The sequence below is a fragment of the Vibrio sp. Isolate24 genome (assembly GCF_022398215.1).
GTDB lineage: Bacteria > Pseudomonadota > Gammaproteobacteria > Enterobacterales > Vibrionaceae > Vibrio > Vibrio coralliilyticus_A.
This window is the reverse complement of record NZ_JAKEUU010000001.1, coordinates 668,307-685,604: the sequence shown is the minus strand read 5'-3', so window position 1 is coordinate 685,604 and position 17,298 is coordinate 668,307. Positions and strand designations below refer to the sequence as shown.

Below are 17,298 nucleotides of genomic sequence, written 5' to 3'. Positions count from 1 at the left end.
TTCACTCCTAGTAAAGGGTTGAATTGAACAATTGGATATTCACAGTTTCACCGACTTCAACACGGCCTCGTTCACGCTCCAAAACGACAAAACAATTGGCTAAACTCATCGAGCGAAACGCGCCAGAACTCTGATTGCCTGTCGTTTCTACTACAAACTTGCCATCTTCGATGGTGTAAATGCCACGCTGGTAATCTGTACGCCCCGGTGATTTCTTAAACGCAGTGCGGGTTGTTGCCGGTATAGATTCAGGCGCTGTCCATTCAGTATGTCCGGCAAGCTTGGCTAGCATAGGCTGAACCAGAACGTACATTGTTAGCACTGCTGAAACGGGGTTACCTGGAAGGCCGCAGAACCACGAGGTCGATAATTTGCCAAAGGCAAATGGTTTGCCAGGCTTGATAGCAAGCTTCCAAAACCCAATTTGGCCCAGTTCTTCAAGAATATCTTTCGTATAATCAGCTTCCCCGACACTCACACCGCCCGAAGTAACGACGACGTCAGCTAAAGTTTGCGCCTTTTCAAAGGTGGATTTTAACTCTTCAGGACAGTCAGGGATAATACCAAGATCAATAGGTTCACAACCAAAGTTCTCGATCAGTGGTTTTATGCCATAACGATTGCTGTCGTATATTTGGCCAGCTTTGAGTGGTTCACCAAGAGGTTTGAGCTCATCACCTGTTGAGAAGAAGGCAACACGAGGCTTACGAACGACAGTGACGTGGCTAATACCCAAAGTCGCGATCATTGGTATATCTCGGGCGGTAAGGCGCGCTCCTTTAGGTAGTACGACGTCACCTTTGCTAATGTCATCACCTGTAGGACGAATGTTATTCTGCGGCTTCACATCGGTCTGATTGAACTGCACGCCTTGTTCAGTCTGCTCAGTGTTTTCCTGCATGATGACGGCATCACAGCCTTCAGGAATTTGAGCGCCAGTCATAATGCGAACGCATGTGCCTTTTGGCCATTCGCCCTCAAAAGGTTGGCCTGCAAAAGATTTACCCGCTAAAGGCAGAACATTATTGTTGTTTAAGTCGGCAATACGAATTGCGTATCCGTCCATGGCTGAGTTATCAAAAGGAGGAACGAAAATAGGGGAAAGTATATCTTCAGCAATAACATAGCCAATGGCTTCGGCAAGAGGCAGTTGTAAGGTGGTTTGGATTGGTTTAATTGGCGACAGCATTTGTTCCATCGCATCTTCGATTGGCATCAGGCCAGGAGCGTCACAGCAACCCATAATACAGTCCTAAATCATTATTATATTAGCGTTTAATGAACATCACTTTATCACAGAAATCGTAGTCGCAATAATGACCACGGATAAAATATGGGTGTAATTATTCAAAAATCCGAGTATCCTTGTCAGCCATCCGAAAGAGGTAAATCCCTCGATTTCTGGGTGTTTTGAGTTGTTCAGTACTGAGCCAGAGTTTGTCGAGGCTTCAGTCAAATTCAATCGATTGAAGCATGTACGGCAAGTTGATGTAAGAGGAAGTGGAATGTCAGGTCTTAGCGAATCCGCGAAGTTGGTAAAAGATGCGCTAGAAAGCCGTGGTTTGGAGACGCCAATGTCACCGAACCAAATCAGTCGCGAAGAGAAAAAGGAAAAGATTCAGCACCATATGCGTGAAATTCTTTCTCTACTCGAGCTTGACCTTACTGATGACAGTCTCGAAGAAACGCCGCATCGCATTGCTAAGATGTACGTTGACGAAATCTTCTCGGGGCTTGATTACGCGAACTTCCCTAAAATTACAGTGATTGAGAACAAGATGAATGTGAGTGAAATGGTGCGTGTTAAAGACATCACACTGACAAGCACTTGTGAGCATCACCTAGTAACGATTGATGGCCGTGCGACTGTAGCGTATATTCCTCGCGGAAAAATCATTGGCTTGTCTAAGATCAACCGCATCGTCCGTTTCTTTGCTCAGCGCCCTCAGGTGCAAGAGCGCATGACTCAACAAATTCTAGTCGCACTACAAACTCTCTTAGAGTCTGATGATGTTGCAGTAACCATTGATGCCACACACTATTGCGTGAAATCTCGTGGAGTGATGGATGCAACAAGCGAAACCACCACCACTGCGTTAGGTGGTATTTTTAAGAGCAACCCGGCTACGCGCCACGAGTTCCTTCACGGAATTCGTTAGAGCAGCCGATACGCTTTACGGATTATTCAAAACCGCTTCCTTGTTGAAGCGGTTTTTACTTTTTAACTGCTGACGGTCCTTGGTCGTTAGCCATCCTTGAAGGATACACTTGTGATAACCTCATTTAAGAGTCTGAATCTTAGAAGCGAATTGATAGAGACGCTGAACAGCCTTAACTACACGGAAATGACGCCTATACAACAACAGGCGTTGCCGCTCGTTCTTGAAGGTAAAGACGTGATTGGGCAGGGTAAAACTGGCTCGGGTAAAACTGCGGCGTTTACACTTGGGTTACTAAGCAATCTGAACGTTAAGCGCTTCCGTGTTCAGACCTTGGTTCTGTGTCCAACTCGCGAGCTCGCCGATCAGGTAGCGAAAGAGGTTCGTACACTGGCACGTGGTATTCACAACATCAAAGTGCTCACGCTGTGTGGTGGTATGCCGATGGGGCCTCAAATTGGCTCACTAGAGCATGGCGCGCATATCTTGGTGGGTACGCCTGGACGCATTTTGGACCACCTTTCTAAAGGACGTATCAATTTAGCTGAGATGAACACTTTGGTTCTGGATGAAGCTGATCGAATGTTGGAAATGGGCTTCGAAGAGGCTATTGACGCCATCATTGACGAAGCACCTCAAGACAGACAAACCTTGTTGTTTAGTGCAACGTTCCCGAAAAATATTGAGTCTTTAGCGTCAAAAGTGATGCGTGATCCACAAATGATCAAAGTGGAATCAACACATCAAACAACGACCATAGAGCAGCGATTCTATAAGCTCAATACAGCAGAAGAGCGTGATGAGGCTCTGGAAGCTTTACTGCTGACACACAAACCTGAGTCGTCAGTTGTGTTCTGTAACACCAAGAAAGAAGTCCAGAAGGTGACCGATGAGCTAAGCCACCGTGGGTTTAGCGTTGTCGAACTTCATGGTGATATGGAGCAGCGTGAACGCGAACAGGCATTAACCATGTTTGCTAACAAAAGTGTCTCGATTCTTGTTGCGACCGACGTTGCAGCGCGTGGCCTTGATGTTGATAACCTTGATGCTGTGTTTAACTTTGAGTTATCTCGTGACCCAGAAGTTCATGTTCATCGTATTGGTCGTACTGGCCGTGCCGGGTCGAAAGGGGTGGCATACAGTTTCTATAGTGAGAAAGAGGAATACCGCGTCGCACGAATTGATGAGTACATGGACATTGCCATCTCTCCTGCGATGCTGCCTGAAAAGCCAATCGAGAAACCTTTCTATCCTAAAATGCAAACTATTCAGATCCTTGGCGGTAAGAAGCAGAAAGTACGCGCAGGTGATATCTTGGGTGCTCTCACTAAACAGGCAGGTCTGGACGGAAACAAGATTGGTAAGATAAATATTCTGCCAATGGTTTCTTACGTCGCGGTGGAGCATGACATTGTCAAGCCCGCTTTAAAGCAGCTTCAAACGGGTAAAATGAAAGGACGAAACTTTAAAGCTCGAGTCATGAAATAAAGAAAAGCCAGCCTTTGACTTGGCTGGCTTTATCTCGACATGTTGGATGGATTAACTGTCGAATAAATACAGATATTCGCCATAGCCTTTTTCTTCAAGCTCATCGATGGGAATGAACTTCATCGCGGCTGAATTCATGCAGTAGCGTAGACCCGTTGGTGCCGGCCCATCTTTGAAGACATGACCCAAGTGAGAATCCGCAAATCGACTTCTGACCTCGGTTCTTGGGTACACCAAGTGATAGTCAGTTTTCGTGATAATGTAGGCTTCATTAATGGGCTTGGTGAAGCTTGGCCAGCCTGTGCCTGATTTGTATTTATCAGTAGAAGAGAATAAAGGCTCACCTGATACTACATCCACATAGATACCACGCTGCTTGTTATCCCAGTACTCATTGTTAAACGCTCGTTCTGTCCCTTCTTCTTGCGTGACGTAATACTGTAGGTCTGTTAGTTTTGCTTTGATTTCTTGCTCAGAAGGTCGCTTATATGGCTTTACGTTGGCTACTGCTTTATGTACATCAATCAATTGACGCAGTGTCTTCGGGTTTTCTTCTCTATCATCACCAAAGATGTCATCCAAATATTGATCACGGCCAGACGCGTAGCGATAGTAGTTATAACGGATTTTATTCCTCTTGTAGTAGTCCTGATGATAGTTCTCTGCTGGCCAGAATTTAGTGAACTTAATGAGTTCGGTCTTGAGCGGCTTTTTAAAGATCCCTAATTCTTCGATTTCAGTCATAAAGCTTTCTGCGATGCGCTTTTGCTCATCGTTATGATAGAAAATGGCAGGGCGGTATTGCGGACCACGGTCCACAAATGATCCTTTGTTATCAGTAGGATCAATATGACGGAAGAATTGATCAAGAACCTGCTCGTAGCTAACGGCCTGTGGATCAAACTTCACTTCGATGACTTCAATGTGGCCCGTTTTACCTGATGCAACCTGCTTGTAGGTGGGATTCTCTAATTTACCGCCAGAATAACCCGACACAACATCAAGGACGCCAGGCAGTTTCTCTAGATCAGATTCAGTACACCAGAAACAACCACCTGCCAGCGTTGCTACCTGATACTCTCCATGAGTCGAGCTTTTCGTCATGTCGCTGCCTGCTGTACCAAAAAATGACGCTAATGCAGCAGCCAGAATGATGGCGGAAAAAATTATCTTCGACTTCATTTTCATATCAACCTCTTCGATTGCTTTGTCTTTGATTAATAAGAAAGGCCAGTTGAGGAAAAAATTGCATGAGATCTGATTTTTTGAAAACTTTCTTCGATGACAGGGATATTTCCACACTAAGCGAGTGCCTATATCGCCTTTTCCCATCATAGGATTCCTTTTTATATGTTTGATTACTGGTTTGAAAATTACTTTAATTTTAATAATTTAAGTTTAATTTGTTCAAGATAAAGGAATCGATCACTCATAGCAGTAGCTTGACTTAATAGTGTCTTGCACTATTACTTACCGATAACATCAACTTAATACTGATGGAACAGTGTTTGGAGTTATCACTATGAAAAAAACCTTAACTTTGCTCTGTGCGGTTATGGCTTCTGCCTCGGTCTTTGCAAAAAACGATGTCACTGTTTATGGTGACGATTCATACCCTCCTTATTCTTATGTCGAAAGTGGAAGGGTTACGGGTATTTATACAGTTATTCTTGAACGAATTTTTTCTAAAATGCCGGACTATAATGTGACCATAAAAGGTGTGCCTTGGAAGCGTGGGTTATCTGAAGCTGAAGGTGGCAAAATCTTCGCTCTTTATCCTCCGTACAAACGTCCAGAGCAGCGGCCATACATGGAATACGATATGCCAATACTTGATGAAAAGCTTGTCGTTGTGTGTCAGAAGTCTGTATTGAGTAACCCTAGACCAAATTGGCCGGGTGACTATATGGGCCTTACGATAGGTAACAACGCTGGGTTTTCCGCGGGTGGCGATGAATTTAGAGCAGCGGTAAAAGCAGGCAAGATCAAACTCAACGAAACCAAAGGCACGCCTAAAAACCTTCTTAAGCTTATTGCTGGCCGTGTCGATTGCTATATGAATGATGCTCTTTCAATCCAGTGGGAACTCAAAAAACTGCAGAATGAAGGCAAGTATGATGGTCAAAGTATTGTTGAAGGCGCGACTATCAGCTCGGAGCAAGGGTTCTTAGGCTTCGTGACTGATGGTGCCAAGTTCCCCTATAAAGAGGATTTTAAAGCACAATATCATAAGATTTTGTCTGAAATGAAAGAGAGTGGTGAAGTCGATCAAATAGTGAATGACTTTATCAAATGACATCCAAACATGGGTCGACTCGCAAAGGGTCGGCCTGTTATTTTAAAACTTTTAAATTTTCCCTTTTGATATTCCTTCCGATCAAGTGTTGAAAGACCAGTCGCAATTAACTGATGGATTGCTTTGCGAGCTTTGCAAACAGAGCAAAGATCATTGTAATTATTAATCAATACCATAGACTACCTCTATATTTACTGTTGAGACTAAGCAAATGGATCTGAATACATTCATTGAACAATTAAGCCGTGCCCCTGAGTCGATTGAATTTGAGCACACGATGGCAGTTATAGACGCACATTATGTTTTTACGCCAACGGCTTTTACGAATGGTGAGAGTGAGAATGAGGCCAATCAGAATAACGGCTCATGCAAGATATTTGCTTTCGCGAAACTTAACCAGTTGTCAGAACAAGCCACCTTAGCCTGCTTTGGCCGTTTTTATAGGGAAGATGTGCTGCAAAACCCTGATGGTCATGATCATGCTAACATTCGCAACTTCATGAATTCGGGTTGGCGAGGCATCAAATTTGAGTCAGAAGCGCTTATTCGTCGATGATTAATGAGGAGCAGCATTGCTCCTTTTTTCATGGGTAAAGGACTATGAACAACAAACAGCTTATTGAATATCTTGATACTTTTATGAGTGTTGAATCGGGCCATCCGTTTGGCCCTGAAGCTTTAGTGTATAAAGTGAAAGGAAAAATGTTTGCAATCTTATCCGAGAGAGAAGGGCGTGAATATGTCACTGTCAAGGTAAAACCGGAAGATGGTGAGGTTCTGACTGGTCAATTTAATGATATTACACCTGGTTACTATACCAATAAAAAGCACTGGGTAACGGTTTACTATCCTGGCGACGTTGAAGATAGCTTGATTCAGGATCTCTGTGAGCGCTCCTATGAATTGGTCGTGAGTAAATTGCCTAAAGGGCAAAGAGTCCAACTAGGTTACGATTGAATCTTAAGACTAGTTAATCGATCGAATAAACAACCACTTGGTGTAAATACCAGCAGTCAAATAGAAAATGGATATTTTGATTTGACTCTCTCTCTGCAATCCGTAAAGTGTGCGTTGAGCGTGGCGGTGGGTAGCTAAAGCGCGAGAATAAAGGCGCGTTGGCAGAGTGGCTATGCAGCGGATTGCAAATCCGTGGACCTCGGTTCGACTCCGGGACGCGCCTCCATTCGACCTCTTCTACTAGAAAACTCTTATATAACTAACTTTGTAATGGCGTAGTTGTCTAGCTTCGACGGTACGATTGGTTGTGTCACAACCACTTGTTTAATATCCTCAAAAAAAGCCCCGCATTGAGCGCACAACATACTATCTGCTTCTGATAGCAAATACTCTTCACTGCCGCACAGCAGGCAACACAATACTTTGTCGTCTTGATTTGATTCCATGAAAGCTCCAGCAGCAAAAGTAACTAGGTATGTTCTATAGCTAAGGTTTTTTTATTATTGTTTAATAATGCAAATAGCCAGAATATCTGTATACGATGACATTCTAGTTGAATACTCTTTCAAATATGCTTTGAATGGATGGTTTTCGTTAACTATGAGAGTGAATTCATAAAATTTAAGGCTTGTTTTATAAACAAACAGGTCTAGAAGAGAAGCTATAAGTGAAACGCTACTCTATGTGTATGAGGAGCTTTTCACTTTCACTTTAGCTTACTAACTTGACCGCTTCACGAGTGAGTTTTGCCAGTTCTGGCCAATTCTGTTCTTCAACAAGGCGTTTCTCAACCATCCATGTTCCGCCACACGCCAAAACGCGAGGAATAGAAAGGTAGTCTTTAATGTTTTTAGGGTTAATTCCACCCGTTGGCATAAGGTGAACATCTGAGTAAGGTGCTAAGAGTGATTTGACCATTTGCACACCACCAGACGCTTCTGCTGGGAAAAATTTAAGAGTGGTTAAGCCAAGTTCTAAAGCTGCTTCAATCGTGCTTGGATTATTAACTCCGGGGATAATGTCAATACCAATTTCCTGACAAGCTTTAACTGTGTTTGGATTAAACCCTGGTGAAACGATGAACGTCGCGCCAGCTTCTTTGGCTGCTATTGCTTGTTCTTTATTCAAGACTGTGCCAGCACCGATTAACATATCTGGCTGGGATTCTCTTAGTAGGCGAATGGCTTCCACGGCAGCTTCAGATCGGAACGTAATTTCGGCCGCCGGTAATCCGTTTTCTACGAGAACTTTACCAAGAGGGACAATGTCCTTTGCATCGTCAATCGCGATAACAGGGATGACTTTTAGTTTTTGTAGTTGTTCGTTAATAAGTGACATCGATTTACCTTATCTTCATACGCAGCTTGTATTGAGTGATTATCGTCTTGTGACCATAAAGCAGGACGAAAATTGCTTCGCAGGGATTTTAGCAGAGTCAGTAAGTTGGCTCTATCTTCGTCAGATAATATCGCAAGACTACTCCACTGATATAAATCATATCGACTTGGAACTGGTTAGATTTAATGTCAATAAACTGAGGAGTTTAGAATAGTTCCAATTTTAGTAGATATAAAATGATAAAGAGTAAACAGAGGGCTTTGAATCAGCCCTCAATAAAGGTTTAGGTACGATCAGCGAGATAAGCTTCGTAATCTGGGATTTCTATGTCTACTTCAGACTCGATTAAATCAGACTCAATTAAGAAATTAGCCGTAGCACGGTTGGTTGCAACAGGGATGTTCCAGACACTTGCAATTCGGAGTAGGGCTTTCACATCAGGATCATGCGGCACGGCATTGAGCGGATCCCAGAAGAAGATCAGCATATCAATTTTCTTTTCTGAAATGAGAGCACCGATTTGTTGGTCACCACCCATAGGGCCTGAAATCATACTCTTAATCGCGAGTCCGGTTTGTTTACTCAGCATTGAGCCTGTGGTTCCTGTTGCATAAAGAAAGTGACGTTGAAGTTTTTCCTTATGCTCAGTGACCCAGCGTAGGAGTTCTGGTTTACAGTTATCATGGGCAACCAGAGCAACATGTTTGTGTGCAGGCAATGTGCGAGTTGTTTTCTGCATTATTGATTTTTCCCTAATATTTTTAATTAGTTACGTAAAACGTAGGTCTGTATTCCGATGGTGACAAGGATTCAGCTATAACTTTTGGTTTTAAGTTTTTGGGTGTCAGTGCTTCGATAATCGGAGCTTCAATAGTTTCATACGATTGACCTTTCAGATAGCTTACCGCTTGTCTGACAGATAAGCGACCTTGTTTAACCATTTTGTCAGTAGGCGCAAATTCTACGCGATTTCTTAGCAGCCCTCGATAGACACCATGGCTCAAATAAGTAGAGACCAAACCGATATTCTCTGTTTTCCCTGCGTTTCTTAGCTCACTAATCGCGGCTTCAATGGCCACTGCACTGCCGACTAGGTAAGAGATGTCTTCTATTTCAATCGCTTTTTGTACTAGATTACGCTGAAGCTCTTTATCATTATCGGCCCAGTAGGTTTCGACAATTTGAATGTCACTATCTTCGATAGCGCTAAGAAAGCCACGAATCACAGGTTTTGTCCCACCACTGGAATTAGGGCCGGGTAGTAAAACGATTTTTATCTCACCAGAGCCTTTCGGGTGTTTATTTTTAAGGTATTGGCCGGTGTAGAACCCCATCCAATACCAATCTACCCCGACTTCTCCTTTAAGCTGCTTTTGTGATTGGCTACCGAGGATCATCTGATTGACACTGGCGAAGACAGGGGTTGCCCCTGCGTATTGACGCAGGCTATTCATGTATAAATCTGGTGCCACAGTACCGAGAATAATGGCATCAGCGTTCCAGCTTAGACATTTACCTAGCTGTTCTTTTTGCTTAAATTGATTCGGATACCCACCAGCTTCAAAGACCTGTAAATCGACGCCAAGGTTTTTGGCTTCATCAACCATACCGTAGTTAACGGACAACCAATACGAATCTTTAAGGTGCGGGTATAAAGCACACAGTCGGTAGGGAGCCTGTTCCGCATATGCATAAATTGGTGAAAAGGCGCTAATTACAATGGCTGAGATCAATAATCGTTTTGCTGCTAAAGCTGAAAGCATGAGGTATATCGTTGGTAATCGTTACGTAAACACTGCAAAATATAGCGTATTCTCTCAGTGTAAAGAAGTGTCGTTACTTAATGTTACTTGCCAAAGCCAGTATCGGTCGAAAGTTGCTGTTTGCGTTTCTTGCCATGGCTCTGCTGGTATGTATTTCTGCATTAATTGGCGTGTTTGGTTTTTCTTCTGTCGCTAAAACGGAAAGAAACGTTGTAAATTCCGCCATTCCTTCCATGATCGAAGCGCGTCAAGTCTCTGAGCTGAGTGCAAAAATTATTTCCTCCGTACAAAGCTTATCGAATGCCAAAACTGAAGTGCAACGCCAGAAATCAGGCAAAGAATTGTTTTCGCAATTGGAAAGTTTGCTCACACATATTAAGCAGCTTGGCTCTGACTCATTTGACTCTGAACTTCTGACTCGATTGGAAGCGGATGTCCAGACAGTGATCAATACTTTAGTGGAGCTAGGTATTGTGGTAGAGAAAAGACTACAGCTCAATCACCAACTGGCTGTGACAACCACAGAATTGCGGGAGTTGGCATCAGAGCTCGAACAGTTGACACGCACTCAGGTGGCGAATACCAGTACTATCGCTGTTGCCAATGTGACTCACATCTATGATTTGCTAGAAGAGAAGCGAACAGAGCAAGCATATCAAGCCTTAGATACCTTGGTTGAGGTCGATTTGGACCTCGCTGAGCGACTGCATGAATTACACCTTCTCGCGTTTAAGATGCTCAACCATATTGAAGAGACGCGAACGATTTCTGATATTGAACGAATTCGAACGGTTCGAGAAGAGTTCATGGATAATCTTGACATCATGAAGCGCCGAGTTCGTGGTGTAGAAGATCCTACCCGTTCTATCCAAATGGAAGAATTGCTTATTCAGCTCAAGCATGGTGAAAGGGTTTTTGACGTTCTTCTACAACGTTATCAAAACGAGAAAGCAGCCCAACAGTTGATGCAAGACACGTTGACACAGTTTACGGCTTTGAACACCACAGTAAATAAGCTGGTTGATGATTCTAACCAAGCAACAACACGTGCAGTCGAGAAGTTAAAAACAACACTGGATTATGCTCAACTTAGCCTGACACTGATCACTGTGCTTGGGATGTTGATCGTGGTTATGATCGTTTGGAAAGTGGTTTATGTTTCAGTGCTTAAGCGTTTAGCTGAGTATTCATCCGCCTTGCTTTCTATTGCTCAAGGTCAACTTAAGGTCGACATTACGGTAAAAGGGAACGATGAGCTTGCTCATATGGGTCAAGCGATCATCACGGCTAGGAATACCGCTCAAGCATTAAAGGTAGTCGCTGAAAGCGAAACGAAAGCGAAACAGGAACTACAAGAACACAAAGAACACCTCGAAGAACTCGTGACGGAACGAACTCACCAGTTACAAGATACCAACAAGCGTCTAAATCATGAGGTGTTAAATCACGCTAAAGCACGTCGACAAGCAGAACAAGCCAACCGAGCTAAATCCGCGTTTCTAGCTACGATGAGTCATGAGATCAGAACGCCTATGAATGGTGTTCTTGGGACTGCTCGATTACTTCAAGAGACGGGATTGAATCAACAGCAAGCACACTACGTAGATGTCATTAATCGCAGTGGTAATACACTGCTCGCCATACTTAATGATGTCCTTGATTATTCCAAAATCGAAGCAGGGCACCTTGAAATTCGAGCCGTGGATTTTAATCTTTATGACATGGTTGATGATGTCAAGCAGCTGCTAGAAGGACGGGCAAAGGAAAAGCAAATAGAGCTCAATGTGTTGATAGAAAGCGATGTGGCTCAATTTTTCTTTGGAGATGTAACTCGTATTAATCAAGTATTGACCAACCTTGTAGGCAATGCGGTCAAGTTCACTGAGCAAGGCCATGTCGATATCTATGTGACCAACGATCCAGACAACCCCGAGAATGTATTGTTTGAAGTGTCCGATACCGGGATTGGGATCAGTCAGGATGAACAAGGCACGTTATTTGAAGCATTCACCCAAGCGTCTGGTGGACTTCATTCTAAAGGTGGTACAGGCCTCGGGTTAGCGATCAGTAAGCGTATTGTTGAAGCCATGGGAGGTTCATTGATGCTCGAGTCTGAGCTTGACCAAGGTAGTCAGTTCAGCTTTAGCATACCGCTGAGCCAAGGTGCGGAAGTTCAGCCAAAAGAACAGAGCGTTCGTCCATCACTTAAAGCAAGCGTTCTACTGGTGGAAGATAACCCTGTAAACTGTATGGTAGCTGAGGGGTTCCTGAAAAGCTTAGGGCACGAGGTCATGACTGCCACTGATGGGGTAACGGCTCAAAAGCTTTATTCGGATTACCATTTTGATATTGCTCTCCTCGATATTAACTTACCCGACTGTAATGGTGTCGAATTATTGAACGAGCTAAAGTGTTTAGATAGTGACGCTGTCACACCTATGATTGCTATTTCTGCTCATGTTTATAATGAGGAAGTTCAAAGTTACCTCTCTGCTGGTTTTGATGGCTATCTCCCGAAGCCACTGGATAAAGATGCGCTTAGTGATGTGATCCAAGATAGCCTAGAAGGGCGAGCTTTGAGTTTGGTTTCAACTGAGCACGAGAAAACTTCCCCTCTAGTTCTGATTGATCCGAATGTAGTTGAAGAAGATTCCCTCGTTTTAGGTAGTGAAAAAATGAGAGAAATCATTAACCTGTTTATTGCAGGGGCTAATGAAGCATTGAATTTTATGCAAATAGCCGCTGAGCAAGATGACCCGAATCAAATAAAACAACTCGCGCATAAGTTGAAAGGTTCTGCAGGAAGCTTGGGTCTGCTAGCATTGTTCGACGTTTGTTTAAGCATTGAGAAGTCTCAGCAGCCAGTAAAGGATTATTTGGCTTTCCGAGCTCAGCTTCAAACACTCATTGATGAATCAAAACAAGCGCTCAATAAATTGGTTGACTAGGTATCACTATGATAGAAATTGCTTCTCCTCGACTCTCAATGCGTCAGATTACAGAAACCGACTGGCCCTTGTTTCTTCGTTTGCACCAAGAAGAAGACGTCATTCGTTACGCATTTGATCAGCCCGAGCTGAATGACATTCGTCAGCGCTTTGAATCTCGACTTCCTACTTGGCAATGGGGAAGTGCACATTGGTTATGTTTAGTGATCCGAGATAACACCAATAACAAGGCGGTGGGTGTGACGGGGCTATGCATTGAAGATGAATCGGATGATTCTGTTGAGATTGGTTATCTGTTGCTGCCGGAATTTCACGGTAAAGGGATTGGCACGGAATCACTGCTAGCATTGATTGATCACGTCAAACAGTCCTTGCCAGCGGTTAAGAACATTAATGCGATCGTGACGGACGGAAATATTGCTTCATGTAAGGTTCTGGAGAAAGCTGGGTTTGAGCTAATAGAGCGCGAAGAAAATGCTTATCAGATTGGCGGTAAACTTTATGACGATTTAATCTATCGCTTTCATGTTTGATTTGATCAATCGAATAGATTCCCAAGAAAAAAGCAGCAAAATTGCTGCTTTTTGTTTTATTTAGGGGGGGGGAGTTAAGCGATCGCTTGTGTGAGTATTTCTCGGCTCTCTTTGAGAGTGATCGTTTGATTCTCGCCTAGCGCTTTCATACCGTGTTGCTCAAGTTGGTCAATCACAGAATCGATAGCACTTTGCTTATTGATACCATGCTCAGTTAACTGAGTAGAGACTTTCATGGTTTGGTAAAAGCTTTCAATCGCGTCTACAGTGCGCTCAGCTAAATCCTCCCCTGACTCTAGACCAAACACGTTAAGCCCCATTTGCTCAAGCTTGGCACGTTTATGTGCCATTTGGTTGCGCAGCAGTGATGGCTGAACGATAGCGAGTGAGCGTGCATGATCTACACCCCAAAGTGCTGTCAGTTCATGACCAATCATGTGAGTTGCCCAGTCTTGTGGCACTCCGCTACCAATCAAACCGTTTAATGCTTGGTTTGCAGACCACATTAGATTTGCTCGCCAAGCATCGTCATCACGATTGTCAAAATCTTCACCCAGCGATTTTAATGTACGAAGTAGAGTTTCCGCATAGCCATCCTGTACCATAGCACCATGGTTGGTTGTTAAGTACTGCTCACAAACGTGTACCCAAGCATCCACAATACCGTTGATCAGTTGCTTTTCTGGCAGCGTCTTCATGACGTCTGGATCCATTACCGCGAATTTCGGTTGAACGAATGGACTCATGAATGCGAGTTTGTCTTGTGTTTCCGCTTTGGTGATCACCGCGCCCATGTTGGATTCAGAGCCTGTTGCCGGAAGTGTTAACACTGCTCCTAGTGGTGTTGCTTCAGAGACTTGATGTTTGCCAGTGAGAATATCCCAGCCATCACCATCGTACTTCGCTGCTGCTGCTACATATTTCGAGCCGTCAATCACTGAGCCTCCACCAACCGCTAGAATAAAATCGATGCCTTGCTGTTTTACGATAGACACGGCTTTATCAAGGGTTTCTTTTGTTGGGTTAGGCTCGACGCCAGAAAACTCAACCCATTGGTGGTTGTTTAGAGCGTCAATAACTTGGTCGTAAACACCGTTACGTTTTATCGAACCGCCCCCATAGATGATCAATACTTTATCTTTTGGCTGAACAGATGATTGGATAGAACTGATTTGACCTTGACCAAAAAGAATCTGGGTAGGGTTAGCGTAAGTAAATTGCATTGTCATTCCTCTTGCTTCAGTTTATTGCCTGCTAGGCTGACTGATTTAGCATTCCGTGATTCGAGATGCTTCATTGTTTTATGCATATTAGTGTTGAAAAGAGGTTTTAAAAATATCGATTCCTCTGTTTTTATTGCCTAATCCTACTTTTTGTATATTCTGAGAGAAAAGGTGTAGGAGGTAAGATGACACTTGCTCAATTAATGCAACAGTATGTTGATACTCATAACTTAAATGACCTTGAGGGGGTAAAGAAGACCGAATTAGACGGCATATGGTTCTATCGCAGCAGTAAAGGTAACTCTCGTAAGCCTTTTGTTTATCAGTCAGGGGTGATTGTTCTAGGCCGAGGTCATAAGAATATCCATATTGGTAATCAACCTGTTCAGTATGGGCCTAACGATTACCTTGTTGTTGGAGTTCCTATGCCACTTGAATGTGAAGCCATTCCAACTGATGGTGAACCGTTAATGGGCTTAACGATAGATATTGACTCTCAATTGCTCCACCGCCAGGTGAATAAGCTAGAAGAATTGGGCTTTTCTCCGAGAAAAGATAATATGCATCAAACCTGCGGGTTGAGATCGGTCAGCATGGAAGCCTCTATGTTGGACGTATGCATACGAATCATGAAAGCACTTTGTAATCCGGTAGAGTTAGCACTACTCGGTGATGCGCTTAAAGAGGAGCTTACCTACCGTGCATTAACTAGTAGTGAGGGGCATGTGCTGTTTGATTTAGCTCATCATGAGGGGCAATATGCCAGAGTCGCGAAAGCTCTGGATAAGGTTCACCGGAATTACAGTGAAGCGCTTTCAGTGCAACATTTGGCTGAAGAAGCTAATATGAGTATGTCTGCTTTTCACAGCGCATTTCGCCAGATTACGTTAGAGTCACCGATTCAATACATCAAAAAAGTGCGTCTGAACAAGGCGAAAGAGTTAATTCAGCTCGAAGGAAAGAAAGTCAATGATGCGGCGAGGCTCGTCGGTTATAACAGTGCTTCCCAGTTTTCTCGTGAGTATAAACGTCACTTCAACGAAACACCGACAGGTTTGAAGTTGGCCAGCTAGTAAGAAAAGAGGAAATCAGAGGTTAAAAAATTACTGTTTTTTTAAAGCGTTAGTGTTGGCATACTTTGCTATGTAAAAAGAACAAAACACCTTACTCTTTTTATATACCCCTATAGGAGATCTAGTCAGTCTCTTAGATTAGCCCTCTTAAGACATTAAGAGGGCTATTTTTATGAAAACTGATAGCTCTCAGGAACAACGACAATCCCTTTCTCAGAAATATGAAAACGCTTAGCATCTTCAATTTTATTTAAGCCAATTTGTGTGTTTGGTGGGATTTTTACATGCTTGTCAATGATGCAATTGACTAATTGACAGCCTTCTCCTACCTCGACATCATCAAAAAGAATACTGTCGACAACCGTTGCGCTGTCATTGATACGCACATTTGGTGAAACAACGGAATGTTGCACTGAGCCACCTGAATTAATCACGCCATTAGCGATAATAGAGTTAATGAAAATCCCTTCATTTCCGGTAGCAGATGAGACTGTTCGAGCAGGAGGACATTGAGCTTCATAGGTTCTTATGGCCCAATCGGGTTGATATAAGTTCATCGGCGGGACTGGCTCGAGTAAATCCATATTCGCTTCATAGAAAGAATCCAATGTGCCGACATCTCGCCAGTAACAATCTTTTGCCACTCGTCCTTTGTCGTTACAGAAGTCGTAAGCATATACGCCTTGTGTATCTATAAGATTTGGGATGATGTCTTTACCAAAATCATGGCTCGACTCTGCACAATCAGCATCGTCATCCAAAGCATTGCGCAGCACATCCATATCGAAGATATAGATGCCCATCGAAGCAAGACTGCGATCAGGCCGACCCGGTATAGATGGAGGATCCTGAGGCTTTTCGATAAAAGAAGTGATCATGCCAGTATCGTCAATATCCATGACTCCAAACTGGGTGGCTTCCTCGCGACTTACGTCCATACAAGCAATGGTGAGCTTAGCATTATTTTGCTTGTGTTCTTCGAGCATGGCGGCGTAGTCCATGCGATAGATATGATCACCTGATAGCACAACCACATACTGAGCATCACTTCGCGATAACAACCATAAATTGTGATAAATCGCATCGGCAGTGCCTTCATACCATTTGCCACCACCTCGCATTTGTGGAGGTACAACGGAAATAAACTCGCCAAGTTCTGGGTTAAAAATAGACCAGCCGTCACGTAAATGTTTTTGCAGGGAGTGGGATTTATATTGAGTTAATACAAGAATTTTTCTTAACCCAGAGTGCAAGCAATTCGTGAGCGTGAAATCAATGATTCGATACTTGCCTCCGAATGGTACTGCGGGTTTGGCTCGATCATCCGTTAGAGGACTTAGTCGTGACCCCATACCACCGGCGAGGACTACCGTTAGTGTATCTTGCATGCCTTTCTCCCTGAATGAGTGCGCTTTATGGCTTCCTAAGGGAATAGCTACAAGTTTCGAGCCAATATCCAACTTGTTGATTATATACGGAATGTAAGAATTCTAACTCACGGCCATTGCACCAAGAGAAGG

General features: G+C 43.5%; 16 protein-coding genes and 1 tRNA gene. 9 read left to right on the top strand and 8 right to left on the bottom strand.

All coding sequences use genetic code 11. The features are described from left to right. Positions 1-7: 7 nt before the first annotated feature. On the bottom strand, positions 8-1,243 hold the full coding sequence (gene moeA / locus L1D23_RS02990; RefSeq protein ID WP_239864127.1) for a molybdopterin molybdotransferase MoeA: 1,236 nt from the start codon (positions 1,241-1,243) through the stop codon (positions 8-10). A gap of 262 nt (positions 1,244-1,505) precedes the next feature. Here moeA and folE point away from each other — a divergent pair, with 262 nt between their 5' ends. Both folE and dbpA read left to right on the top strand, forming a co-directional pair. Continuing rightward, positions 1,506-2,159: a GTP cyclohydrolase I FolE gene (folE, locus tag L1D23_RS02985; protein ID WP_239838924.1), complete on the top strand. Its 654-nt coding sequence runs from the start codon at positions 1,506-1,508 to the stop codon at positions 2,157-2,159. A 111-nt stretch (positions 2,160-2,270) separates the two neighbouring features. Continuing rightward, positions 2,271-3,647, top strand: a complete 1,377-nt coding sequence (dbpA, locus tag L1D23_RS02980) for an ATP-dependent RNA helicase DbpA (protein WP_239864125.1) — start codon at positions 2,271-2,273, stop codon at positions 3,645-3,647. A gap of 51 nt (positions 3,648-3,698) precedes the next feature. Here dbpA and msrB read toward each other — a convergent pair whose 3' ends face one another. After that, entirely contained in the window at positions 3,699-4,835 is a 1,137-nt protein-coding gene (msrB, locus tag L1D23_RS02975) for a peptide-methionine (R)-S-oxide reductase MsrB (protein WP_239864123.1), read from the bottom strand. 334 nt (positions 4,836-5,169) lie between these two features. On the opposite strand from msrB, the gene L1D23_RS02970 reads away from it, so the two are divergent. From L1D23_RS02970 to L1D23_RS02955, 4 genes are all read left to right on the top strand, one after another. Beyond that, the gene (locus tag L1D23_RS02970) at positions 5,170-5,943 is read left to right on the top strand and encodes an ABC transporter substrate-binding protein (protein WP_239864122.1); all 774 of its coding nucleotides are present in this window, start codon (positions 5,170-5,172) and stop codon (positions 5,941-5,943) included. Positions 5,944-6,154: 211 nt separating this feature from the next. Continuing rightward, on the top strand, positions 6,155-6,499 hold the full coding sequence (locus L1D23_RS02965) for a HopJ type III effector protein (protein WP_239864120.1): 345 nt from the start codon (positions 6,155-6,157) through the stop codon (positions 6,497-6,499). 44 nt (positions 6,500-6,543) lie between these two features. Then, a complete protein-coding gene (locus L1D23_RS02960) occupies positions 6,544-6,900 on the top strand; it encodes an MmcQ/YjbR family DNA-binding protein (RefSeq protein WP_239864118.1) in 357 nt (118 codons plus the stop codon). A 152-nt stretch (positions 6,901-7,052) separates the two neighbouring features. After that, positions 7,053-7,126, top strand: a tRNA-Cys gene (locus tag L1D23_RS02955). A gap of 25 nt (positions 7,127-7,151) precedes the next feature. On the opposite strand, the gene L1D23_RS02950 is transcribed toward L1D23_RS02955, so the two are convergent. From L1D23_RS02950 to torT, 4 genes are all read right to left on the bottom strand, one after another. Then, complete coding sequence (locus L1D23_RS02950; protein ID WP_239864117.1) at positions 7,152-7,346, bottom strand: hypothetical protein; 195 nt, start codon at positions 7,344-7,346, stop codon at positions 7,152-7,154. A 265-nt stretch (positions 7,347-7,611) separates the two neighbouring features. Continuing rightward, positions 7,612-8,238: a bifunctional 4-hydroxy-2-oxoglutarate aldolase/2-dehydro-3-deoxy-phosphogluconate aldolase gene (locus L1D23_RS02945; RefSeq protein WP_239864116.1), complete on the bottom strand. Its 627-nt coding sequence runs from the start codon at positions 8,236-8,238 to the stop codon at positions 7,612-7,614. A 283-nt stretch (positions 8,239-8,521) separates the two neighbouring features. Next, on the bottom strand, positions 8,522-8,977 hold the full coding sequence (locus L1D23_RS02940) for a methylglyoxal synthase (protein WP_239838932.1): 456 nt from the start codon (positions 8,975-8,977) through the stop codon (positions 8,522-8,524). A gap of 22 nt (positions 8,978-8,999) precedes the next feature. Beyond that, the gene (gene torT, locus L1D23_RS02935; protein ID WP_239864114.1) at positions 9,000-10,001 is read right to left on the bottom strand and encodes a TMAO reductase system periplasmic protein TorT; all 1,002 of its coding nucleotides are present in this window, start codon (positions 9,999-10,001) and stop codon (positions 9,000-9,002) included. 80 nt (positions 10,002-10,081) lie between these two features. Between torT and torS the strand changes: the two genes are divergently transcribed. Both torS and L1D23_RS02925 read left to right on the top strand, forming a co-directional pair. Further along, complete coding sequence (torS, locus tag L1D23_RS02930) at positions 10,082-12,949, top strand: TMAO reductase system sensor histidine kinase/response regulator TorS (RefSeq protein ID WP_239864112.1); 2,868 nt, start codon at positions 10,082-10,084, stop codon at positions 12,947-12,949. An 8-nt stretch (positions 12,950-12,957) separates the two neighbouring features. Beyond that, positions 12,958-13,482 (top strand): GNAT family N-acetyltransferase, encoded by a 525-nt coding sequence (locus L1D23_RS02925; RefSeq protein WP_239838935.1) that lies wholly within the window; start codon positions 12,958-12,960, stop codon positions 13,480-13,482. Positions 13,483-13,556: 74 nt separating this feature from the next. Here the strand turns inward: L1D23_RS02925 and L1D23_RS02920 are convergent, their stop codons facing one another. Next, positions 13,557-14,705: an iron-containing alcohol dehydrogenase gene (locus L1D23_RS02920; RefSeq protein ID WP_239864110.1), complete on the bottom strand. Its 1,149-nt coding sequence runs from the start codon at positions 14,703-14,705 to the stop codon at positions 13,557-13,559. Positions 14,706-14,890: 185 nt separating this feature from the next. On the opposite strand from L1D23_RS02920, the gene L1D23_RS02915 reads away from it, so the two are divergent. Then, the gene (locus L1D23_RS02915; protein WP_239864108.1) at positions 14,891-15,778 is read left to right on the top strand and encodes an AraC family transcriptional regulator; all 888 of its coding nucleotides are present in this window, start codon (positions 14,891-14,893) and stop codon (positions 15,776-15,778) included. Positions 15,779-15,948: 170 nt separating this feature from the next. Here L1D23_RS02915 and glgC read toward each other — a convergent pair whose 3' ends face one another. Continuing rightward, entirely contained in the window at positions 15,949-17,211 is a 1,263-nt protein-coding gene (glgC, locus tag L1D23_RS02910; protein ID WP_345779100.1) for a glucose-1-phosphate adenylyltransferase, read from the bottom strand. Positions 17,212-17,298: the final 87 nt, after the last annotated feature.